This is a genomic window from Pseudonocardia tropica (assembly GCF_040105315.1).
GTDB lineage: Bacteria > Actinomycetota > Actinomycetes > Mycobacteriales > Pseudonocardiaceae > Pseudonocardia > Pseudonocardia alni.
Genome location: NZ_JBEDNP010000017.1, coordinates 1 through 21,221 on the forward strand (window position 1 = coordinate 1; position 21,221 = coordinate 21,221).

The 21,221-nt window shown below is 75.1% G+C and carries 19 protein-coding genes and 1 tRNA gene; 8 read left to right on the top strand and 12 right to left on the bottom strand.

Annotation, left to right across the window (positions count from 1 at the left end):
* Window positions 1-195: 195 nt before the first annotated feature.
* Window positions 196-1,563 (top strand): tyrosine-type recombinase/integrase, encoded by a 1,368-nt coding sequence (locus WHI96_RS22900; protein WP_202417617.1) that lies wholly within the window; start codon window positions 196-198, stop codon window positions 1,561-1,563.
* 137 nt (window positions 1,564-1,700) lie between these two features.
* On the opposite strand, the gene WHI96_RS22905 is transcribed toward WHI96_RS22900, so the two are convergent.
* Window positions 1,701-1,773: transfer RNA gene (locus WHI96_RS22905), tRNA-Leu, on the bottom strand.
* Between the two features lie 33 nt (window positions 1,774-1,806).
* Between WHI96_RS22905 and WHI96_RS22910 the strand changes: the two genes are divergently transcribed.
* A complete protein-coding gene (locus WHI96_RS22910; protein WP_345650203.1) occupies window positions 1,807-2,625 on the top strand; it encodes a class I SAM-dependent methyltransferase in 819 nt (272 codons plus the stop codon).
* Window positions 2,626-2,807: 182 nt separating this feature from the next.
* On the opposite strand, the gene WHI96_RS22915 is transcribed toward WHI96_RS22910, so the two are convergent.
* Both WHI96_RS22915 and WHI96_RS22920 read right to left on the bottom strand, forming a co-directional pair.
* A complete protein-coding gene (locus tag WHI96_RS22915; RefSeq protein WP_345650200.1) occupies window positions 2,808-3,524 on the bottom strand; it encodes a uracil-DNA glycosylase in 717 nt (238 codons plus the stop codon).
* Entirely contained in the window at window positions 3,521-4,474 is a 954-nt protein-coding gene (locus tag WHI96_RS22920) for a Ppx/GppA phosphatase family protein (protein WP_345650197.1), read from the bottom strand. Before WHI96_RS22920 ends, WHI96_RS22915 begins: the two co-directional genes overlap by 4 nt.
* Before the next feature lie 87 nt (window positions 4,475-4,561).
* On the opposite strand from WHI96_RS22920, the gene WHI96_RS22925 reads away from it, so the two are divergent.
* Window positions 4,562-6,205, top strand: coding sequence for an acyl-CoA dehydrogenase family protein (locus WHI96_RS22925; RefSeq protein WP_345650194.1), 1,644 nt, complete (start codon window positions 4,562-4,564; stop codon window positions 6,203-6,205).
* A 17-nt stretch (window positions 6,206-6,222) separates the two neighbouring features.
* Here the strand turns inward: WHI96_RS22925 and WHI96_RS22930 are convergent, their stop codons facing one another.
* The gene (locus WHI96_RS22930; RefSeq protein WP_345650191.1) at window positions 6,223-6,708 is read right to left on the bottom strand and encodes a MarR family winged helix-turn-helix transcriptional regulator; all 486 of its coding nucleotides are present in this window, start codon (window positions 6,706-6,708) and stop codon (window positions 6,223-6,225) included.
* A 274-nt stretch (window positions 6,709-6,982) separates the two neighbouring features.
* Here WHI96_RS22930 and WHI96_RS22935 point away from each other — a divergent pair, with 274 nt between their 5' ends.
* Window positions 6,983-8,005 (top strand): FAD-dependent monooxygenase, encoded by a 1,023-nt coding sequence (locus tag WHI96_RS22935; protein ID WP_345650188.1) that lies wholly within the window; start codon window positions 6,983-6,985, stop codon window positions 8,003-8,005.
* A 50-nt stretch (window positions 8,006-8,055) separates the two neighbouring features.
* Here WHI96_RS22935 and WHI96_RS22940 read toward each other — a convergent pair whose 3' ends face one another.
* The 3 genes from WHI96_RS22940 to eno form a co-directional block, all read right to left on the bottom strand.
* A complete protein-coding gene (locus tag WHI96_RS22940) occupies window positions 8,056-8,580 on the bottom strand; it encodes a DUF501 domain-containing protein (RefSeq protein WP_345650185.1) in 525 nt (174 codons plus the stop codon).
* A 4-nt stretch (window positions 8,581-8,584) separates the two neighbouring features.
* A complete protein-coding gene (locus tag WHI96_RS22945; protein ID WP_345650182.1) occupies window positions 8,585-9,184 on the bottom strand; it encodes an FtsB family cell division protein in 600 nt (199 codons plus the stop codon).
* 157 nt (window positions 9,185-9,341) lie between these two features.
* Window positions 9,342-10,637: a phosphopyruvate hydratase gene (gene eno, locus WHI96_RS22950; protein WP_345650179.1), complete on the bottom strand. Its 1,296-nt coding sequence runs from the start codon at window positions 10,635-10,637 to the stop codon at window positions 9,342-9,344.
* A 152-nt stretch (window positions 10,638-10,789) separates the two neighbouring features.
* On the opposite strand from eno, the gene WHI96_RS22955 reads away from it, so the two are divergent.
* The 4 genes from WHI96_RS22955 to efeB all read left to right on the top strand — a co-directional run bounded on the left by WHI96_RS22955 (window position 10,790) and on the right by efeB (window position 14,595).
* Window positions 10,790-11,200: a tetratricopeptide repeat protein gene (locus WHI96_RS22955; RefSeq protein ID WP_345650176.1), complete on the top strand. Its 411-nt coding sequence runs from the start codon at window positions 10,790-10,792 to the stop codon at window positions 11,198-11,200.
* Between the two features lie 132 nt (window positions 11,201-11,332).
* On the top strand, window positions 11,333-12,157 hold the full coding sequence (efeU, locus tag WHI96_RS22960) for an iron uptake transporter permease EfeU (RefSeq protein WP_345650173.1): 825 nt from the start codon (window positions 11,333-11,335) through the stop codon (window positions 12,155-12,157).
* A gap of 63 nt (window positions 12,158-12,220) precedes the next feature.
* Complete coding sequence (efeO, locus tag WHI96_RS22965) at window positions 12,221-13,369, top strand: iron uptake system protein EfeO (protein ID WP_345650170.1); 1,149 nt, start codon at window positions 12,221-12,223, stop codon at window positions 13,367-13,369.
* On the top strand, window positions 13,366-14,595 hold the full coding sequence (gene efeB / locus WHI96_RS22970) for an iron uptake transporter deferrochelatase/peroxidase subunit (RefSeq protein WP_345650167.1): 1,230 nt from the start codon (window positions 13,366-13,368) through the stop codon (window positions 14,593-14,595). Before efeO ends, efeB begins: the two co-directional genes overlap by 4 nt.
* A gap of 111 nt (window positions 14,596-14,706) precedes the next feature.
* On the opposite strand, the gene WHI96_RS22975 is transcribed toward efeB, so the two are convergent.
* From WHI96_RS22975 to WHI96_RS22995, 5 genes are read right to left on the bottom strand one after another with little or no spacing between them, the layout of a single operon-like run.
* A complete protein-coding gene (locus tag WHI96_RS22975) occupies window positions 14,707-15,444 on the bottom strand; it encodes a lytic transglycosylase domain-containing protein (RefSeq protein ID WP_345650165.1) in 738 nt (245 codons plus the stop codon).
* 42 nt (window positions 15,445-15,486) lie between these two features.
* The gene (locus WHI96_RS22980) at window positions 15,487-16,413 is read right to left on the bottom strand and encodes a nucleoside triphosphate pyrophosphohydrolase (protein ID WP_345650163.1); all 927 of its coding nucleotides are present in this window, start codon (window positions 16,411-16,413) and stop codon (window positions 15,487-15,489) included.
* Window positions 16,413-17,336 carry a SurA N-terminal domain-containing protein gene (locus WHI96_RS22985; protein WP_345650160.1) on the bottom strand — a complete coding sequence of 308 codons (924 nt, stop codon included), beginning with the start codon at window positions 17,334-17,336 and terminating at the stop codon, window positions 16,413-16,415. The genes WHI96_RS22980 and WHI96_RS22985 overlap by 1 nt, the downstream gene beginning before the upstream one ends.
* A 13-nt stretch (window positions 17,337-17,349) precedes the next feature.
* Window positions 17,350-20,925: a S41 family peptidase gene (locus WHI96_RS22990; RefSeq protein ID WP_345650158.1), complete on the bottom strand. Its 3,576-nt coding sequence runs from the start codon at window positions 20,923-20,925 to the stop codon at window positions 17,350-17,352.
* Window positions 20,922-21,068: a hypothetical protein gene (locus tag WHI96_RS22995; protein ID WP_345650156.1), complete on the bottom strand. Its 147-nt coding sequence runs from the start codon at window positions 21,066-21,068 to the stop codon at window positions 20,922-20,924. Before WHI96_RS22995 ends, WHI96_RS22990 begins: the two co-directional genes overlap by 4 nt.
* Window positions 21,069-21,221: the final 153 nt, after the last annotated feature.

Below are 21,221 nucleotides of genomic sequence, written 5' to 3' on the forward strand. Positions count from 1 at the left end.
ATCGTGGTGGTCCTTCCTGGAGTTCCTTGGTCGGTACTCGAGAAAGATCACGCGGTGGCCGTCTCACGTCACGACGCCACGCCGCTCACCAGCGACGAACCCGTACACCACCTCCGCGGACGTAACCAACGGTGACCTGCGGGTCCGTCGTGCGGAGTTGGAGCGCTGGCTCGATGCGCACGAGGAGGCAGCCTGATGGAGACCTCCTACGACGTGCGGATCTGGAAGGTCGAGGTGTACTCGGGCGCACGGACCACGACGCACACAGTGAAGTGGTCGGTTGCTGGGCGACGCTGGCGAGTCCCGTACAAGACCGCGGCTCTGGCTGATGCTTTCCGGTCCGAGCTGCTGGTTGCTGCGCGGCGTGGCGAGGCGTTCTCACTGGACACCGGCCGTCCGATGTCGATGGATCGCTCCGAACGGCGCGTCGGGTGGCTCGCGTTCGCCCGGGACTACGCAGCGATGAAGTGGCCGCACCTGGCTCCGAACTCGCGGCGCAACACGGCGCGGGCGCTCACCAACGCCACTTTCGCGCTGATCACGAGTGAGCGAGGCCGGCCGGACGACGCCACGTTGCGCAAGGCTTTGACCGCGTGGGCGTTCAACGTCCGGGCCAGCACGAATGCCGCGCCGCCAGAGCCGATTGCGCGTGCGTTGGCATGGCTGGAACGGAACACCCGTGAGGTGGGTGACCTGGCCGAACCGGCCGTCGTACGCGCTGTCCTGGACGCATTGACGGTGCGTGGCGACGGCGGCCGTGCAGCCCCGGCCTCGATCGCTCGGCAACGTGGCGTCGTGGTCAACCTCGGCGAGTACGCGGTGGAGCGTCGGCTCCTGACCCGCAACCCGGTGACCGCGATTGCGTGGAAGATCCCGCGCACGGTGAAGACGGTGGACAAGCGAGCCGTCGTCAACACCGTTCAGGCCCGCGCCCTGCTGTCCGCCGTGGGCAGTCAGAAGCCGAGCGGCCCGGGCCTGGTCGCCTTCTTCGGCCTGCTCTACTACGCCGCCCTCAGGCCGGGCGAGGCTGTGACACTCCGCGCCGCTGACCTCCAACTTCCAGCTGAAGGCTGGGGCGAGCTGCTGCTGACCGGCTCTACCCCGGAGGCCGGCGCTTCCTGGACCGACAACGGCCGGCGCCGCGAGGAGCGGGAGTTGAAGCACCGGGCCCGCGGTGAGACCCGCTCGGTCCCGTCTCCCCCTCCGCTCACCGCTCTACTGCGGGCGCATCTCGCCGAGCACGGCACGACGCCGGATGGCCGGCTGTTCCGCGGTGTCCGCGGTGGTGATCTCCCGGAGGGCACCTACTGCCGGGTATGGCGGAAAGCTCGCGCGAGCGCTCTCACCGAGTCGGAGGCCGCTTCGCCGCTCGCCCGACGCCCCTACGACCTCCGCCACGCCGCGGTGTCGACATGGCTCAACGCGGGCGTGCCCTCGACCCAGGTCGCCGAGTGGGCCGGGCACAGCGTCGCCGTCCTGCACCAGATCTACGCGAAGTGCATCGTCGGCCAGGAGGACGCCGCCCGGCAGCGGATCGCCGACGCCCTTGGGGCTACCCCGTGAGCGACGGAACTTCGGTACGTATTCGGTACAGCCACCCGCCGAGCACCGGTCAGGGCCGGGTACGACCGGACAACATCATCTCGGCTTCGTCGGGTGTAATCGCTGGTCAGAGGGGTATTCTCGACGTGGAAGGGGGGTGCCCCCGGTCGGACTCGAACCGACACTGGGACCCTTTTAAGGGGTCTGCCTCTGCCGTTGGGCTACGGGGGCGCCGCGACAGCGTAGCCATGGCGGGAAGGACTCATGCCGAGCACCGAGAAGGTCGACCTCCGGGGCGCCGCGGCGACCCTGCTGATGACCCTCTACATGCGACGCCTGGACGCCCGGTCGCGCCGACCGATCCTGGGCGACCCGTGGGCGGAGCCCGTCTGGGACCGCATCGAGCACGACGTCCACGGCCTCTGGCAGTTCACCGGCGACGTCTCGACCATCGTGTGCCGCGCCGCGATCCTCGACGGCTGGACGCGGGAGTTCCTCTCCGCCGAGCCCGCCGGGCAGGTCCTGCATCTGGGCTGTGGACTGGACAGCAGGCCGTTGCGGGTCGGGGTGCCGTCGACGTGCCGCTGGGTCGACGTCGACCAGCCCGAGGTGATGGAGGTCCGCCGGCGGCTCTACGACCTCCCCGACAGCATCGAGCAGGTCGCCGGCTCCGTCACCGACGACGGCTGGTGGTCCGCCGTCGACCCGACGCTGCCGACGCTCGTCGTCGCCGAGGGCCTGTTCATGTACGTCCCGGCCGAGGCCGTGCACGCCACCGTCGACCGGGTCGTGTCCGGCACCCCCGCGGCGACGCTGGCGTTCGACGCCGTCGCCCCGTGGACGGTGCGCGCCTCGCGCTGGACGCCGACGTTCCGCGCCGTCGGTACCGAGTTCCGGTGGTCGTGGAACCCCGCGGAGTTCGCGCACCGGCACCCGTCGCTGACCGAGCGCGACGACATCTCGATCTACGACGAGGTGTCCCTGCGCGAGCCGCGGGTGTGGCTGCGCCCGCTGTTGTCGGCGGCCGGGCACGTTCCCGCCATGCAGGACGCGATGCGCCTGCACCGCTTCACCACCGGCTGAGCACCGGGACCGGTACACCCGCCGAGATGCAGCTCAGCGGTCGCCGACCCGCACCGGAACCCCGCTGAGCTGCATCTCGGCGACGGCGGCGAGGGGCCGGGGCGGCGCGGCGGAGGGTGTTGCGTAGAGGTGAGCAGAGCAAAGCCACGCCGGAAGAGGCCCCCGACCAGCGGCTGCGGTGTTCATCGTCGGGTCGGCGACAATCCCGCGGCCCGCGCGGTGTCCGCCAGGACCTGCTCGACCATGGCCGGGGTCAGCCGTCCGGTGAAGGTGTTCTGCTGGCTCACGTGGTAGCAGCCGAACAGCTCCAGCGGCTCCCGGTCGGGCCGGGCGGGGTCCAGCGTCACCGATGCCCCGTGCCCGAACTTCGGTGCCGGCCGCGGGACCGTCCACCCCGCCCCTGCGAGCACCGGCAGCAGCGCCTGCCACCCGAAGCCGCCGAGCACCACGACCCCGCGGACCGTCGGCGCGAGCAGGCCGAGCTCCTGCTCCAGCCAGCTCCGGCAGGCGTCGCGCTCGGCCGGGGTCGGCTTGTTCGCCGGCGGCGCGCAGTGCACGGGCGCGGTGATCCGGACCCCGTGGAGCTTAAGGCCGTCGCCGATGTGGGAGGCGGTCGGCTGCGACGCCAGTCCGACGGCGTGCAGCGCGGCGTAGAGCACGTCGCCACTGCGGTCGCCGGTGAACATGCGCCCGGTCCGGTTGGCGCCGTGCGCGGCGGGAGCCAGCCCGACGATCAGCATCCGCGCGTCGGGAGGGCCGAAGCCGGGCACCGGGCGCCCCCAGTAGGTCTCGTCGCGGAACGCGGCCCGCTTCTCCCGGGCCACCTGCTCGCGCCACCCGACCAGCCGCGGACAGGCCCGGCACTCGGAGATCCGCTGGTCCAGGACCTCCAGACTCATGCGATCGATCGCGCGATCCCGTCGAGGATGTCGTGCTCGGAGACGACGACCCGGTCGATCCCGGCGCGCGCGTGCAGCTCGTCGGCGAGTGCCTGCACGACCAGCGACCCGGCACCGATGACGTCGACGCGGCCCGGGTGCAGCGAACCGTGCTTCTCCCGCTCCGACCGCGACGACCGGATCAGCAGGTCCGCGACCCGGTGCAGGTCCTCGCGGGTCAGCGTCGAGCCGTGCACCTGCTCGCGGTCGTAGGCGGGCAGCTCCTGGGCGATCCCCGACAGCGAGGTGATCGTCCCGGCCACCCCGACCCAGGTCGTCGCGGTCTCGACCGGCACCGAGGCGAACGCCTCGGCCAGCACCTCGGCGGCGACCGCACGCGCGGAGTCGATCTCGGCGTCCGACGGCGGGTCCGAGGGCAGGCAGCGCTCGGTCAGCCGCACCGACCCCATGTCGACCGACTTCGCCGCGGTCACCACGGCGGCCCCGTCGCGCAGCTCCCCCACGACGACCTCGGTCGATCCGCCGCCGACGTCGGTCACCACGAACGGGCCGTCGTCGGGGTCGAGGTCGCCGACGGCGCCGACGAACGACAGCCGCGCCTCCTCGTCGCCGGAGATGATCTCCGCCTCGACGCCCAGGGTGTCGCGGACCATCGCGAAGAAGTCCTCGCGGTTCGACGCGTCCCGGGTCGCCGACGTCGCGACCATCCGGATCCGCTCGGCTCCCTTGCGGCGGGCGGCGACGGCGTAGTCGACCAGCGCCACCCGGGTCCGCTGCAGTGCCTCCGGGTCGAGCCTGCCGGTCGCGTCGACGCCCTTGCCGAGCCGCACGATCCGCATCTCGCGGTGCAGGTCGCGCAGCTCCTTCTGGCCGTCGAAGGCCTCCGTGACATCGGCGACGAGCAGCCGGATCGAGTTCGTTCCGCAGTCGATGGCGGCAACCCGCGACATCGGCACTCCTTCGGGTACGACGACGGTCGGTCCGAACCGTAGTCGGAACGCCTGGGATCGGTCGCACGCCGGGGTTACCCTCCGGTAATGGCGACGACGCACACCCCCGCCCCGGTGTCGGACCTCGGCACGCACCAGGTCGTGAACCAGGTCCCGTCCCGGACCGACGGCGACCTCCTCTCCGCGGACCCGGCCGTCGTCGAGGCGATCGGGCGCGAGGGGGGCGACCCGGCGGCACTGCGGGCGCTCGCCGGGGAGATCGGGACGGCGGAGCACCGCGAGCACGCCCGCGCCGCCAACGTCCACGAGCCCGAGCTGCGCACCCACGACCGCACCGGGCACCGCGTCGACGAGGTGACCTTCCACCCGTCGTGGCACGCGCTGATGCGCGCGAGCGTCGAGCACGGCCTGGCCGCCGCCCCGTGGGCCGCGGCGCCCGGCGCCGGTGCGCACGTCACCCGGGCCGCGGGCTTCTACCTGACCTCGCAGGTGGAGCAGGGCCACCTGTGCCCGATCTCGATGACCTACGCGTCGGTGCCCGCGCTGCGGCACGCGCCCGAGCTGGCCGAAGCCTACGAGCCCGGCCTGACCGCCCGCCGCTACGTGCCCGGCCTCGCCGTCCCGGCCGGCAAGGACGGGCTGCTCGCCGGCATGTCGATGACCGAGAAGCAGGGCGGCTCCGACGTCCGCGCCGGCACCACCGTCGCCACCCCGCAGTCCGACGGCAGCTACCGCCTCACCGGGCACAAGTGGTTCACCAGCGCCCCGATGAACGACCTGTTCCTCACCCTCGCCCAGGCCCCCGGCGGCCTGACCTGCCTGGTCCTGCCCCGGGTGCTGCCCGACGGCACCCGCAACGCGATCCGGCTGCAGCGACTCAAGGACAAGCTCGGCAACCGGTCCAACGCGTCGTCGGAGGTCGAGTACGCCGGTGCCGTCGGCTGGCGGGTCGGCGACGAGGGCCGCGGGGTCAGGACGATCATCGAGATGGTGTCGATGACCCGGCTGGACTGCGTGCTCGGCTCCGCGGCGACCGCGCGGGCCGCGGTCACCGAGGCCGCGCACCACGTCGCGCACCGGTCCGCGTTCGGGGCGCGGCTCGCCGACCAGCCCCTGATGCGGGAGGTCCTCGCCGAGCTCGCCGCCGAGACCGAGGCCGCGACCGTCCTGGCGCTGCGGCTGGCCGGTGCCGTCGACCGGGGTGAGACGGCGCTGCTGCGCCTGGCCCTGCCGGTGTCGAAGTACCTGGTGTGCAAGCGGACCACGACCGTCGTCGCCGAGGCGCTGGAGTGCCTGGGCGGCAACGGCTACGTCGAGGAGTCCGACCTGCCCCGGCTCTACCGGGAGGCGCCGCTGAACTCGATCTGGGAGGGCTCGGGCAACGTCACCGCACTCGACGCGCTGCGCGCCATCGCCCGCGAGCCGCACGCCGTCGACGCACTGCTCGCCGAGATCGACCTCGCCGCGGGGGTCGACCCGCGGCTGGACGCGACGGTCACCGCGCTGCGCGCCGAGCTGGCCGCGCCGGAGGAACGCCGGGCCCGCCGCCTCGCGGAGCTGGCCGTTCTGGCGCTGCAGGGGTCGCTACTGGTCCGCCACGCCCCGACGGCCGTCGCGGACGTCTTCGTCGCGACCCGGCTCGACGCCGACGGGCCGCTGCGCACCGCCGGGACCCGGCCCGGCAAGGACGGCGTCGGGGTGCTGCTGGACCGGGCCACACCCACGGGCTGACCGGCCGGCGCGGCGGGTCAGTCCCGGTTGCCGCGCCGCATCGCCGCGGTGAGCCGGGTGAGCAGGTCGAGCGCGAGGTCGCGCTCCGGCCCCGACAGGCGCCGGCAGACCTCGTCGATCCCGGTGATAGCGGGCAGCCAGGCGGTGCCCGCGGCGGACCGGGCCGCCGCGGTCACCTGCACCGTGACGCGCCGGCGGTCGTCGGCGTCGCGGCTGCGTTCCACGTACCCGACCCGTTCGAGGCGGTCGACCAGCACGCTGGTCGAGGCGAGGGTGATGCCCAGCCGGCGCGCCAGCTCCGTGGCCCCCAGGGGTCCGTGCTCGGCGAGCAGCGTGATCGCCGTCATGTCGGTCACGTTGGTGCCCATGACCCGGGCCGTGCGCACCACCAGGTCCTGGGCGGCGGCGACCAGGGTCCCGACCGCGAGCGACACGTCGTCCAGGTCCGCCAGCCCGGGCAGCGCACGGATCGTCTCGTTCCGCTCCCGCTCGTTCCGCGCCACGCCGCATCCAAGCACAGCACATTCTCTTAGAGAAACTAAGCTTAGACCGTCTAAGCAGCGGGCACTCCCCGATGACCGCACCATCGTCGAGAGGACTGCGCCATGAGCCACCCCACCGTCCTGATCTCGGGCGCGAGCGTCGCCGGCCCCGCCGCCGCCTCGTGGCTGGCCGCGAACGGCTGGGACGTGACCGTCGTGGAACGCGCCCCCCCGGCTCCGCGAGGACGGCCAGAACGTCGACGTCCGCGGCGCCGGGCGCGAGGTCCTGCGCCGGATGGGCCTCGAGCCCGCCGTCCGCGCCCACCACACCAGCGAGACCGGCATGGCCTTCGTCGACGCCCGCGGTCGCACGATCGCCGAGTTCCCGGCCGACTCCCGGGACGACCTGGCCCCCACCGCCGACCTGGAGATCCTGCGCGGCCGTCTCGCGCGCATCCTCCACGAGCACTCCGCGGCCTCCGCCGAGTACCTGTTCGGCGACCGGATCACCGAGCTGCACGACGACGGGCACGGCGTCGACGTCCGGTTCGCCCACGGTCCGGGCCGGCGGTTCGACGCCGTCGTGATCGCCGAGGGCGCACGCTCCCGCACCCGCGGCCTCGTGCTCCCCGAGGCCTCCACGCACGAGCTCCGGCTGGTCTGGGCGTACTTCACGATCCCCCGCACCGCCGACGACGACCGCCGGTGGCGGATGCACCTGGGCGCCCGGGGACGGGTGGTCCACCTGCGCCCGGACGACGTGGGCACGACCCGGGCCATGCTCAGCATGTCCACCGACACCCTGGGCTTCGACCGGCTCGACCGCGCCGGGGCGACCGCGATGCTGCGGGCGTCGTTCGCCGACCTCGGCTGGGAGACCCCCCGCATCCTCGACGCCCTCGGGGACACGACGCCCTACGTCGACCAGGTGGCGCAGATCCGCACCCCGTCCTTCCACCGGGGCCGGGTCGCCCTGCTCGGTGATGCCGCCTGGTGCGCGGGCCCGTTCGGGACCGGGACCACCAGCGCCCTGAGCGGTGCCTACGTCCTCGCCGGTGAGCTGGCCGCGACCCCGGACGACGTCGCCGGCGCCTTCGCCCGCTACGAGCGGGTCCTGCGCCCGATGACCGACCACGCCCAGAAGTTCGTCATGTACCACCCGCGGACGACCTGGCAGCGCTCGCTGCTGCAGACCGGGATGCGGGTCCTCGCCGGGCCGCTCGGGGGGACGCTGCGGCGGACGGGGCTCGTCGACGACACCCTGCCCGTGCGGCACGTCGCGCTCCCGGACTACCCGGTACGGGCCCTCGCCCCGTAGCCGGCCGTCCGGGCCGTCATCGGCTCCGGTGACCGCAGCGGGGGGCGGGTCTAGAGGCAGGGCGGGCCGGACCGCCACCACTCACCGATCTCGGCCAGCGCCTCGTCGCCGAACGGGTTCACCCCGGACCCGGCGGCGAGAGCGTGCGCGACGTGCACGTGCAGGCACTTCACCCGGTCCGGCATGCCCCCGGCGGTGACGTCCGGGTGCGTGGACAGCGGCTCGATCGCGTCCCGCTCGGCGAGGTAGGTCCCGTGGGCACGGCGGTAGGCGGCGGCCAGCTCGTCGTCGACGGCGAGCCGGTCCTCCATCTCCTTCATCCGGCCCTGCGCCTCGAGGGTCCCGATCCGCGACGCCAGGCGCGCGCAGGTCAGGTAGTACAACGTCGGGAACGGGGTGCCGTCGGGCAGCCGCGGCGCGGTCTGCACCACCGCCGGGTGCCCGGACGGGCAGCGGTAGGCGACCGCGAGGACCCCGCGCGGGGCGCGACCGAGCTGGTCGGCGACGGCGTCGAGGTCGGCCCGGGCGACCGGGCCCGGCTCCAGACCGGGCGGACGGGAACGAGTGCTGCTCACGCCCTCATCGTCGCGGGTCGCCCGTGACGTCGTTCCACAGGGTGTGGAACCAGGGCACGCCGGGCTCGGCCTGGCCGTCCTCGACGACCGGCGCCGGCGGGGCCGGGAACTGCACGACGTAGGGGGTCTCCCCCGGCTGGACCATCCCGAGCCGGGACCGCGCCTGAGTCTGGACCTCGGCCGGGTCCGAGAGCCGGGCGCGGTCGGAGGACAGCCGCGCGACGTCGGCCTCCAGCGCCTGCTGGCGGTCCGAGACGTCGGCCAGCTCCTGGCGCTGGGCGACGAAGTTGTGCAGCGGCACGGCCACGGTCAGCGCGAGGGCGCACACCACGATCGCGAGGATCGCGGCCCGCTTGGTCGACGACAGGCCCAGCAGCCCGGTCGTGCGGGCGACGACCTCGCCGGCGCGGGACCGGGCCCGGGTGAGCCGGGGCCGGGCGGCCTGCGGACCGGCCGGGCGCGACCGGGCACCGGAGCCACCCGTCGACGCGGGCGCCCGCGCCGAGCGCGCGGGCGTCGCCCGGGGCTTGGCCGCGGTGCGGCCGCGGCCCGTGGCGGGCGTGCGCGCACGGCCGTCCCGTCCTCGTCCCCGACGGTCCGCCATGCGCCCTCCCGTCCGTCCCGGTCTCCACCGATGGTGCCGCTCCGTGGCGGCCCACCCAGCATGCCGCCCGATCGGGCGCCGGTGGGGGTGCCGCGCCGGACCGTCCGCAGACGATCCGGGCGACATCCGTGTCACCAACGGGGGAACGACCGGAGCGTCAGCTCTGGCCGGGCACCTGGTAGCGCGGGAACGCCAGCTCGCCGTTGTAGCGGGCGGCGTCGCCGAGCAGCTCCTCGATGCGCAGCAGCTGGTTGTACTTCGCCACCCGCTCGGACCGCGCCGGGGCGCCGGTCTTGATCTGGCCGCAGCCGGTCGCGACGGCGAGGTCCGCGATGGTGACGTCCTCGGTCTCCCCGGAACGGTGGCTCATCATGCAGCGGTACCCCGCGTTGTGCGCCATCGTCACCGCATCGAGGGTCTCGGACAGGGTGCCGATCTGGTTCACCTTCACCAGCAGCGCGTTCGCGGCGCCGCGGGCGATGCCGTCCTCGAGTCGCTCCGGGTTGGTGACGAACAGGTCGTCGCCGACGAGCTGGACCTTGTCGCCGATGGCCTCGGTGAGCCCGACCCAGCCGTCCCAGTCGTTCTCGTCCAGCGGGTCCTCGATGGACACCAGCGGGTAGGCCCCGACGAGCTCCTTCCACACCTCGGCCATCTCGTCCGCGGCGAGCTTCTTGCCCTCGAAGGCGTACGTGCCGTCGTCGTGGAACTCGGTCGCCGCGACGTCGAGCGCCAGCACGACGTCGGTGCCCAGGGTGTACCCGGCGCGCTGCACGGCCGCGGCGATCAGGTCCAGCGCCCCGCGGGTGCCGCCCTTCACGTCGGGGGCGAAGCCGCCCTCGTCGCCCAGGCCGGTGGACAGGCCCTTGTCCCTCAGCTCCGACTTGAGCGCGTGGTAGACCTCCGCGCCCCAGCGCAGCGCCTCGCGGAAGGTCTCCGCACCGATCGGCGCGACCATGAACTCCTGCACGTCGACGGAGGTGTCGGCGTGCGCACCACCGTTGAGGATGTTCATCATCGGGACCGGCAGGACGTGCGCGTTGGAGCCGCCGACGTAGCGGAACAGCTCCAGGCCCGAGGACTCCGCCCCGGCCTTCGCGACGGCCAGCGACACGCCCAGCAGGGCGTTCGCGCCGAACTTCGACTTGTCCGGGGTGCCGTCGAGGTCGACGAGGCGCTGGTCGACCAGCCGCTGGTCCACCGCCTCGACGCCGACGAGCTCCGGCCCGATCTCGTCGAGGACGGCCGCGACGGCCTTCTCGACGCCCTTGCCGCCGTAGCGGTTCTTGTCGCCGTCCCGCAGCTCGACGGCCTCGTGCTCGCCGGTCGAGGCGCCCGACGGGACCGCGGCACGCGCCAGCGTGCCGTCGTCCAGCGCGACCTCGACCTCCACCGTGGGGTTGCCCCGGGAATCGAGGATCTCGCGTGCCCCGACCTGCTCGATGACCGCCACCGTGACTCCTGTTCTGATCGCGGGTGTCGTCCGGTGCGTCAGCGTAGTCACCGGTCGCCCCCGCGCGGGGGACGCTTGCGTCACCCTGCCCCGCACCGGCGGTCTGTCAAGACCTCGCATCCCGCCCGGATCGCACCTAACGTGGGGTGACCATGAGCAGTCCCCGTGCGAACCACCAGGACCCGGTCGCGGCGTTCCGCCGTGCCGACCGGCTGCTCTCCCGGCACCGCCCGCTCGAGGCGCTCGACGCGCTCCGTCCGGTCCTCGAGGCACACGGTCCGGACGAGCCCGGCGACGCCTCGGTGCACCTGCTCGCCGGCCGCGCCTACCTGGACTCGGCGCAGCTGCGCAAGGCCGAGGCGGCGTTCGTCCGGGTCGTCGAGACGGATCCGGCCGACCACTACGCGCGCTTCGCGCTCGGCAAGACGCTGCAGCGCCAGGGCAGGCTCGGCGAGGCGGAGACGCAGCTGAAGATCGCCTCGGCGATGGATCCGCGCCCGGAGTACCAGGAAGCGCTGGGCGAGGTGCGGGCTCGCATCGCGCTCGCGCCCGACCGTCCCTGATCTGCGAAAACGGATCTTCCGGGGCGAATGCCCCGCGACACTTCCCCGCCCGATCGGGTGAGGTTAGCCTTCCCGCCCGGCAGCACACCCTCACCTGGTGACTGCATCGGTGACTGGGCCGTGGGAGGTCGCATGCTGGGGAACGCGCTCATCGGGCTGCGCGAGGGACTCGAGGCCGCGCTGGTCGTGGCGATCCTGGTGGCCTTCCTGGTCCGCACCGGGCGCCGCTCGGAGCTGCCGCGGGTGTGGGCCGGGGTGGCGCTCGCGGTCGCCGTCAGCATCGGCGTCACGCTCGGGCTGACGCTGACCCAGCAGGCCCTGACGTTCGAGGCCCAGGAGGCCCTCGGCGGCTCGCTGTCGATCGTCGCGGTCGGCTTCGTGACCTGGATGATCTTCTGGATGCGCGCGCACGGCCGGACCCTGTCCCGGGAGCTGGAGGGCGCCCTGGACCGGGCCGTGTCGATGGGGCCGTGGGCCGTCGTCGTGATGGCGGCGCTCGCCGTCGGCCGCGAGGGACTGGAGACCGCGGTCTTCTTCTTCGCCGCCGCGCAGGCCGCGGGCGAGACCGCCGGACCGCTGGTCGGGTTCCTGACCGGCATCGCTATCGCCGTCGCGCTGGCGTACGCGATCTACCGGGGGGCACTGAAGATCAACCTGGGGCGGTTCTTCACCGTCACCGGTTTCCTGCTGATCTTCGTCGCCGCCGGGATCCTCGCCTACGGCGTCCACGACCTGCAGGAGGCCGCGATCCTGCCGGGCCTGACCACCCTGGCCTTCGACGTCAGCGACGTGATCCCCGCCGACTCCTGGTACGGCACCCTGCTCAAGGGGATCTTCAACTTCTCGCCCCGGACGACCGTGCTCGAGGCGGTCGTCTGGTCGGTCTACGTCGTGGTCGTCCTGGCGCTGTTCCTGCGCCCGGCCCGCCGTCGCGCCCCGGCCATCGCCGACGCCTGACCGGCCCCCCACCCGATCCCGACGCGCACCGGCGCGTCGCGCACCCGTAGGAGAAGAACGACGATGTCCCCCGTCACGCGTACGGCCGCAGGCCTGGCGTCGATCACCGTGGCCGGCGCGCTGCTGGCCGGCTGCACCTCGACCGCCCCCACGGCGCAGGGAGCGGGCGACGGCGGCCCGATCACCGTGAACGCCACCGACACCGCCTGCGAGATCTCGACCGCGCAGGCCCCGGCCGGCACCGTCACCTTCCGGATCACCAACGCCGGCAGCAAGGTCACCGAGTTCTACCTCTACGCCACCGGTGACCGGATCATGGGCGAGGTCGAGAACATCGGCCCGGGGCTGTCCCGCGACCTGATCGTCGAGGTCCCCGACGGCGGCACCTACACCACCGCCTGCAAGCCCGGCATGTCCGGCGACGGCATCCGCGCCCCGTTCACCGTGACCGGCTCGGCGCAGCGTGCCACCGACGCGAACGCCCAGCTCGCCGCGGCCACCGCCGGCTACAAGCGCTACGTCGACTCCCAGGTCGGCGCGCTCGTCCCGAAGACCCAGGAGTTCGCCGACGCGGTCAAGGCCGGCGAGGTCGAGAAGGCCAAGGCGCTGTTCCCGGTCGCGCGCACCTACTGGGAGCGCATCGAGCCCGTCGCCGAGTCCTTCGGCGACATCGACCCGAGGATCGACGGCCGGGAGGACGACGAGCGTGACCCGGGCGTCGGGTTCACCGGGTACCACCGGCTGGAGAAGGACCTGTGGGTCACCGGCCTGCAGCCCGACTCGGCCGCGATCGCCGACCGGCTCACCGCCGACATCACCGACCTGGCCGCGCGCACCCGGACCGTCGAGCTGACCCCGGTCCAGCTCGCGAACGGCGCGAAGGAGCTCCTCGACGAGGTCGCCACCGGCAAGATCACCGGCGAGGAGGACCGCTACTCGCACACCGACCTGTGGGACTTCGCCGCGAACGTCGAGGGCGCCCGGGCCGCGATCGCCGCGCTCCGCCCGACGATCGACACCAACGACCCCGCCCTCGGCCCGGTGCTGGACCAGCGGTTCGAGGCCGTCGAGACGCTCCTGCAGAGCTACCGGGTCGGCGACGGCTACCGGCTCTACACCCAGCTGACGCCGGAGGACACCCGGAAGATGACCGCGGCCGTCGACGCACTGTCCGAGCCGGTCAGCAAGGTCGCGGGCACCGTGACGGCATGAGCCCCTGGCACCTGACCCGGCGACGGCTGTTCGGCCTGGCCGGCGCCGGGGCGGCGCTGGCCGGGGCGGGCGCGGCCGCGGGCTACGGCCTGTCCGGCGCGCCCGCCGCCGACGGCGTCGTCGCCTTCCGCGGCGAGCACCAGGCCGGGATCGTCACCCCGGCCCAGGACCGGCTGCACTTCGTCGCGCTCGACCTCACCTCGACCGACCGCGCCGCCGTCGCCGACCTGCTGCGCCGCTGGACCGCCGCGGCCGAGCGCATGACGACCGGCCGGGAGACCGCCGAGGGCGGCGCGATCCCGGCCAACCGCTACGCCGCCCCCGCCGACACCGGCGAGGCGCTCGGGCTGCCGGCCGCGTCGCTGACGCTGACCTTCGGCGTCGGCCCGGGGTTCTTCGACAAGCTCGGGATCGCCGACCGCCGCCCGCCCCGGCTCGCCGCGCTCCCCCGGTTCCAGGGCGACCGGCTCGACCCGGCCCGCTCCGGTGGCGACCTGTGCATCCAGGCCTGCGCCGACGACCCGCAGGTGGCCGTGCACGCGGTCCGCAACCTGGTCCGCGACGGCTTCGGCGTCACCGAGGTGCGCTGGTCGCAGCTGGGGTTCGGGCGGACGTCGTCGACCTCGACCGGGCAGGCGACCCCGCGCAACCTGTTCGGGTTCAAGGACGGCACGAACAACCTCAAGGCCGAGGAGCCCGACCTGCTCGCCCAGCACGTGTGGGTCGGCGACGAGGGCCCGGACTGGCTGCGCGGCGGGTCCTACCTGGTCGCCCGCCGGATCCGGATGCACATCGAGACCTGGGACCGCTCCGGGCTCGACGAGCAGGAGCAGATCGTCGGCCGGGACAAGGGCGAGGGCGCGCCGCTGACCGGCACCGCCGAGTTCGACCTCGCCGACCTGGCCGCCACCGGTCCGTCCGGGCCGGTCATCCCGGACGACAGCCACATCCGGCTCGCCTCCGCCGAGGCCAACGGCGGCGCGCGGATGCTGCGGCGCGGCTACAACTTCGTCGACGGCTCCGACGGTCGCGGCCACCTCGACGCCGGGCTGTTCTTCGTGGCGTTCGTGCGCGACCCGCTGACGCAGTACGTGCCGATGCAGCGCAGGCTGGCCCGGTCCGACGCGCTCAGCGAGTACCTGGAACACAACGGCTCGGCGCTCTTCGCGGTCCCGCCCGGCCTCGCCGAGGGCGACGACCACTGGGGCCGCGCACTGCTGGCCTGACCCCGCGACCCCCTGCCGCCGGCCACGCCCCACGGGTTCTGGTCGCGCCGCACGGGTTCCGGCCTCTGCATCGCGCACGGAACCTGTGCGGCGCAGGGGGGCCGGGGCGGGTCAGGGGGCGGGCGGCGCGGGGACCGTGGTGCGCTGCGCGTAGTCCGCGGCGGCGGCCCACACGTCGCGGGCGTAGTCGCGGGAGGCGTTGTAGGCGAGGACCCCGCGCCACCAGTCGTCGGCGTCGGCGACGTCGCGCCCGTTCGCGCACAGGTACCCGGCCGCGGCGAGCGCGGCGTCGTCGACCTGCTGGGGGTCGGCGACGCCGTCGCCGTCGCCGTCCGCGCCGTGGCGCGCCCAGGTCCCGGGCAGGAACTGCATCGGCCCGACCGCGCGGTCCAGCACCGGGTCGCCGTCGAGGCGGCCGCCGTCGGTGTCGGCCACCCGGCGGGTGCCGCCGGTGCCGTCGAGCGGGATGCCGATGATCGGCGGGTCGACGCGGCCGTCCGGGCCGGGCTCGGCGCCGCGGAACGTCGCGTGCCGGGACTCGATCCGCCCGACCCCGGCCAGCGTCGCCCAGCTCAGCCGGCAGTCCGGGGTGCGCTCGCGCTGGCGCAGCTCGGCGTTCGCGTAGGCCTGCAGGGTCCGCTCGGGGATGTCGGCCTCGGCCGCGGTCGCCCGGGCCCACGCGACGACGTCGGTGCCCGCGGACAGCGGAGCGGACGCGGGCGGGGCGGACCGCCGGTCGACCGGGGTCCGGGGCAGCGACGGCCCGAAGTCCGGGCCGGTCGCCAGCGAGACGACCACGATCAGGGCCAGGATGCCGCCGATGGCCGCGAGCAGCGACTGGGTGCGCACGCTCACACGTTACCGGCGGGTATCACCCGATCGGGGTGGGGGTCAGGGACCGTCCCAGTAGCGGCGCCAGTCCTCGGCGGTCAGCGCGTGCGGGTCGAGCCCGTCCGCGGCGGCGGCCTTCTCCGCCGACCGCACCCGCGCCTCGAACTCACGTGCGGCCGTCCGCAGCGCGGCCTCCGGGTCACCACCGCCGAGCTGCGCGGACGCGGCCAGCCGGAACAGCGCGGCACCGGCGCCGTCGTCGGCGGGCAGCAGGTCCGCGGGCAGTCCCGCCTTCGCGGTGCGGGAGGTCAGCTTCGCGGCGAGCGCGACGGCCGGCTGGACCGTCGCGATGCCGTCGACGCTGGACTCGCGCTGCTTCTCGGCGCGCTTGAGCTCGTCCCAGCGGCGGTCCTGGTCGGCGGCCGTGGCGACCGTCTCCCCCGCGGCGAACACGTGCGGGTGGCGGCCGACGAGCTTGTCGACCAGTCCGGTCGCGACCTCGTCGATCCCGAACGGGGCGCCGTCGTGCTCGGTGGCGACGCGGGCGTGGAACAGCACCTGCAGCAGGACGTCGCCGAGCTCCTCGCGCAGCTCGGTGCGGTCGCCGTCCTCGACGGCCTGGTAGAGCTCGTAGCACTCCTCGACGAGGTAGCGCAGCAGCGAGGTGTGGGTCTGCTCGGCGTCCCACGGGCAGCCGCCGGGCGAGCGCAGCCGGTCCATCACCGCGACGGCGTCGAGCGCCGCGTGCCCGGAGGGCGGCGGCACCGCACCGGGGTGCGCGGCGGCGGGATGACCCGCCGGGACCAGCAGCACCGTGCCGTCGGCGAGCTCGGCGGGATCGGTGCCGGTCCAGTCGACGGCACCGGCTGCGGCGCCGGCGTCGAGACCGGGCACGGCGAGCACGTCGGTCGCGGAGCGCAGCAGCGGCAGCGCCGCGGCCGGGAGTGCGGCCCCGCGCCGGGGGCAGACGACGACCGTCGCGGCCATCAGGGGGCGGGCGGGGTCGGGTTGCCCGCGGCGACCGGGAACACCACGGAGGCGTCCTCGGCGGTCGGCACGGCGAGCATCTGGATCGGGTCCCACTCGCCGTAGCGGGGGTTGAGCTGCACCCCGGTGCGCAGCGCGGTGGGGGTGAGCATGCGGATCCCGGCCTCGGACAGCGAGCGCTGGTCGAGCTGGCCGACCGCGCCGCCCGCGGCGGGCGCGCCGAGGTCGCGCTCGGTGACCCGGACCACGACCCAGCCCTGGCCGCTGCCCAGCGGGAACGCCGCGACCCAGCCGGCCGGGATGCCGATCAGCGGGGTGAGCGCGGCCTGCGGGGTCTCGGCCGGGCGGATCGCGAGCCCGCGCTGGGTGGTGCCCGCACCGGCCAGCGCCGCCTCGGCCCGCTGCCCGCCGGCGGCGACCTCGCGGGCCAGCGTGGTGGCCTGTGCCCGGTCCTGGGCGACCGCGACGTCCGCGGTCACCGACAGCCGCGGCAGCTCGCGGCGGGCGAGCTCGGCCAGGGTGAGCTCGTCCCGGGTGGCGGCCGGCGCACCGCCGACCGCCAGCGACGACTCCTGCACCGCCTGTTCGCCGCCCTGCTGGGCGATCGCCGCGGCGACCTGCTGGTCGGACACGGTCACGCCCTGCTCCGGGGCGGTCAGGCCGATGAGGTCGCGGATCACCAGCTGGGACACCACGGCCCGCCCGATGTCGGCCTCGGACCCGCCCTGGGACTTGAGACCGTCCACCAGCCCGGGCCGGGTCAGCACCGAGGTGATCGCGGGCTGCACGGTGGCGAGCGGGATCGACCTCTCGCCGACGATCGCGGCGGAGTCGACCCGGCTCGGTCCGGTGCCGCAACCGGCCCCGGTGACAGCGACGGCCCCGACGATCAGCAGGGCGGCGGTGATCCTGCGAGTGCGCACGGCCGTCAGCCTCTCACGCGGTGTGGTGCCGATCTCCCCCGCCCGGCCGTCCCGGCAGCGCGGGCCGGGTCGCCGACGGTCGCCCCGCGAGGTCCGGCGGCCGTGCGGGCGGGTGCTCGTCGAGCCGGGCCAGGGCGATCGCGATCGCCCGGTCCAGCTGCGGGTCCCGTCCGGCCGCCCGGTCCTGCGGGGTCACCACCACCTCCACGTCGGGATCGACGCCGTGGTTCTCCATCGTCCAGCCGACGTCGTCGAACCAGGTGGCGTAGCGGGGCTGGGTGACCAGGGTGCCGTCGACGAGCCGGTAGCGGCTGTCGATGCCGATCACCCCGCCCCAGGTGCGGGTCCCGACGACCGGACCGACCCCGAGCCGCTTGATGGCGGCGGTGACGATGTCGCCGTCGGAGCCGGAGCGCTCGTCGGCCAGGGTCACCACCGGCCCGCGCGGCGCCTGCTCGGGGTAGGTGGCGGGTGCGCCGTGCCGGGGCAGGTCCCACCCGATGACGCGGCGGGCGAGCTTCTCCACCACCAGCTGCGAGGTGTGCCCGCCGCGGTTGCCGCGCACGTCGAGCAGCAGGCCGTCCTTCGCGGTCTCGCGGGCGAGGTCGCGGTGGAGCTGCGCCCAGCCGTAGCCCATCATGTCCGGCACGTGCAGGTAGCCCAGCCGCCCGCCGGAACGCTCGGCGACCTCGGCGCGCAGCCGGGCCACCCGGTCCTGGTAGCGCAGCTCGTCCTCCGAGTGCAGCGGGCGCACCGCGACGCGGCGGACGGTGCCCGCGTCGGGCCGGTCGGGGCCGGAGCGCACGGTGAGCTCCACGGTGCTCCCGGCCGTCGCGACGAGCAGCGGCGCGACCCCCCAGTGCGGGTCGAGCGGACGCCCGTTCACCTCCAGCAGCACGTCCCCGGCCCGCACGTCGACGCCCGGACCGGACAGCGGGCTGCGCGCGGCGGGCGCCGAGGTCTCCGGCGGCAGGACGCGCCGGACCCGCCGTCCCGGGCCGCCGCCGGGGTCGGGCTCCAGGTCCGCGCCGAGCAGGCCGGGACGCCCGGTCGGGTCGCCGCCGGCGCGGCCGCCGATGACGTAGGCGTGCGAGGTGCCGAGCTCACCGTGCAGCTCCCACAGCACGTCGAGCAGGTCGTCGTGGCTCCCGGCCCGGTCGACCAGCGGCCGGTACCGGGCGGTCTCGGCGGCCCAGTCGACACCCGCCATGTCCTCGACCCAGAAGTGGTCGCGCATGAGGCGGGCGGTCTCGTCGAACATCTGCCGCCACTCCGCGACCGGATCGACGGTGACCACGAGCCGGCGGGTGTCGATCGTGAACTCGTCGCCGCCCGCGTCGTCCTCCGGGGCGGTGGCGTGGCCGCGGTCGGCGCGCAGCAGCCGCACCGTGCCCCGGTCGCGGACGACGAGCCGGGCGCCGTCGCCGCTCACCGCGAACGACGACGCCGGGTCGGCGACGACGGTGACCGTGCGCCGGGCCAGGTCGAACCGCTCCAGCACGGCGCGGTCGGGTTCGGCGTCGTCGTCGGGGAGGCTGTCGCCGAGCACGCCGGTGCCACTGGGCAGCCGCAGCCACACCAGGCCGCCCCGGACCGCGGCGAGCCGGGTGTAGCGGGCGGCCTCGACCGGCACGCCGACGACGCGGTCGGCCAGCCCCTCGACGTCGACGACGACCTCCGGCGGTGCCTCGTCGGCGTCCCGCCCGGACCGGCGACGGCCGCCGCGCGCCCCGCCCCGGGCCTGCGCCCCGGCCCCGGTCGCCGCGGCCACCCCGCGGCCCGCACCCTCGGCGGCTCCGTCGGCGGCACCGTCACCGGACGGCTCGGGCTCGTCGCCGGGCTCCGGCGGGGCCGGCGGCGGGGTGGCGGGCGGGTCGTCCGGGCCCTCGTCGGCCGGGTCCACCGGGCGGCCGTCCGGCCCCGCCCCGAACGGCGAGGGCGTCCGCGCGGCCAGCGGCACCAGGAACGGCTTCCAGCCGGTGCCGAAGGTCAGGTCGAAGGAGTGCTCGTCGTAGCTGGGGTCGAACACCCGCCGGGACAGGAACGCCAGGTGCCTGCCGTCGGCGGTGAAGACCGGGTCGCTGTCGTGGAAGCGGGCCGGGGTGACCTCGGCGTGCTCGCCGTCGGCGACCCGGGTGAGCACGATCCGCGACAGCCCCTCGGGGGCCGGGTCGCACCAGGCCAGCCAGGCCGAGTCCGGTGACCAGGACACGTCGGAGGGCTCGCCCGCGGTGCCGCGGTGCAGCTCGCGCAGCTCCCCCACCGCCCGGGCCGGGACGGTCTCGTCGACCACGCCGTCGTCGGGCCGGTCGTCGGGGCCGGGCGCCGGGTCCGGTGCGGGGTCGGCGCCGGTGTGCAGCACCAGCAGCCTGCCGTCGTGCGTGGTGAGCGCGACGGCGGAGCCGTCCGGTGCCGGGGCCAGCTCCAGGACCCGCCCGATGCCGCCCGCGGCGTACCGCGCCCGCTCCGGGGCGGCCGGGGCGTGCGGGTCGAGCGGGGCGACGACCACCGCGTCCTCGCCGGTCGCGTCGTCCACCCACACGGCGCGCTGCGTGCCGAGCGGGTGCGCGAGCCGGGCCCGCACGCCGGGCTCGGCGAGCAGTGCGCGGGCGGGGCCGTCGCGGTGGGTGAGCCGGTGCACGGTGCCGCGCACCGACACGACGCTCGCGCGGCCGGTGCGGTCCGGCCGGACCGGGCCGAGGTCGGCGGGCAGCGACGCACGGAACGGCTCGCGGGCGCGCCGCGGCCCGCCGGGCCGGACGTCGATCCGGCGCGGCTGCGAGGCGGCGGACAGGTCGTCGAGCAGGAAGATCTCCCCGGCCGACTCGTAGACCACCTGGCGCCCGTCGGTGCTCGCGTGCCGGGCGTAGAAGTCGGTGCCGCCGCCGGAGCCGTGGTCGGTGTGCCGGCGCAGGTCGGTGCCGGGGTCGGCGAGCGGGACGGAGTAGACGTTCCCCCAGCCCTCGTGGTCGGAGACGAACGCCAGCCGGGGACCCGCGCCGTCGTCGACGATCATGGGGCACTCCAGCTGCCCGGCCAGACCGGCCAGGACCCGGGTGAACTCCCCCGTCCCGGCGGCGTCGAGCCACAGCCGGCCGGCGCGCCCACCGCGGTAGCGCTTCCAGTGGGCCGCGTCGCGACCGCCCTCGACCTGGGTGAGCACGGCGGGTCCGCCGGGCTGGTGGGCGAGCGCGGAGAGCGTGCCGTGCGGCAGCGGCTCCGGCGCCCCGCCGGTCGCCGGGACCGCGTACGCCCACAGCCGGGAGGTCGCGTCGCCGTGCGCGGACAGCGCGACCACCGCGCCGTCGGGGGTCCAGCCCGCGGCGCGGGTCGGCGCCTCGCCCCACCAGGTGAGCCGGGCGGGCGTGCCACCCTCGGCGTCGACCCGGTACACCTCGGGCGCGCCGTCGCGGCGCGAGGCGAAGGCGACGGACCCGCCGTCGGGCGAGAAGCGCGGTGCGGTGACGGGCACCCCGTCCGCGGTCAGGCGGTGGGCCCGCCCGCCCTCGACCGGAGCCGTCCACAGGTCGTCCTCCGCGACCAGGACGAGCGTGTCACCCGACAGGTGGGGATGGCGCAGGAAGCTCACACGGCGACGTTAGCCGCACGCACCGACATTCCGGACCCGCCCGCGGCGGGGTCCCCGGTCCAGACGCGGCGCAGCGGGGCGAAGCCGTCGGAGCGCACCGAGGAGCAGCCGGCGGGGGCGCCGGTGTGCAGCAGCCGGACCACCTCACCGGCGCACGGGTCGTCCGGGAGCAGTAGGGGTGCCTGCGGTAGAGCGCGTCGGCGCCGTCGCAGGTCGGCCCGACGGCACGACCGGGGAGCGGCGCCGTCGTCGTGCCCGGACGTCCGCGGCCGCGCGCCGGCCGCCGGGCACGGTTC

Excerpts from the sequence above, each read along its gene's own strand:
- WHI96_RS22935 (WP_345650188.1), top strand. The coding sequence starts at position 6,983 with ATGGGCCTCGAGCCCGCCGTCCGCGCCCACCACACCAGCGAGACCGGC.
- WHI96_RS22980 (WP_345650163.1), bottom strand. The coding sequence starts at position 16,413 with ATGGCCGCGACGGTCGTCGTCTGCCCCCGGCGCGGGGCCGCACTCCCG.
- efeB (WP_345650167.1), top strand. The coding sequence starts at position 13,366 with ATGAGCCCCTGGCACCTGACCCGGCGACGGCTGTTCGGCCTGGCCGGC.
- WHI96_RS22955 (WP_345650176.1), top strand. The coding sequence starts at position 10,790 with ATGAGCAGTCCCCGTGCGAACCACCAGGACCCGGTCGCGGCGTTCCGC.
- WHI96_RS22910 (WP_345650203.1), top strand. The coding sequence starts at position 1,807 with ATGCCGAGCACCGAGAAGGTCGACCTCCGGGGCGCCGCGGCGACCCTG.
- WHI96_RS22920 (WP_345650197.1), bottom strand. The coding sequence starts at position 4,474 with ATGTCGCGGGTTGCCGCCATCGACTGCGGAACGAACTCGATCCGGCTG.
- WHI96_RS22900 (WP_202417617.1), top strand. The coding sequence starts at position 196 with ATGGAGACCTCCTACGACGTGCGGATCTGGAAGGTCGAGGTGTACTCG.
- efeU (WP_345650173.1), top strand. The coding sequence starts at position 11,333 with ATGCTGGGGAACGCGCTCATCGGGCTGCGCGAGGGACTCGAGGCCGCG.
- efeO (WP_345650170.1), top strand. The coding sequence starts at position 12,221 with ATGTCCCCCGTCACGCGTACGGCCGCAGGCCTGGCGTCGATCACCGTG.
- WHI96_RS22925 (WP_345650194.1), top strand. The coding sequence starts at position 4,562 with ATGGCGACGACGCACACCCCCGCCCCGGTGTCGGACCTCGGCACGCAC.
- WHI96_RS22945 (WP_345650182.1), bottom strand. The coding sequence starts at position 9,184 with ATGGCGGACCGTCGGGGACGAGGACGGGACGGCCGTGCGCGCACGCCC.
- WHI96_RS22915 (WP_345650200.1), bottom strand. The coding sequence starts at position 3,524 with ATGAGTCTGGAGGTCCTGGACCAGCGGATCTCCGAGTGCCGGGCCTGT.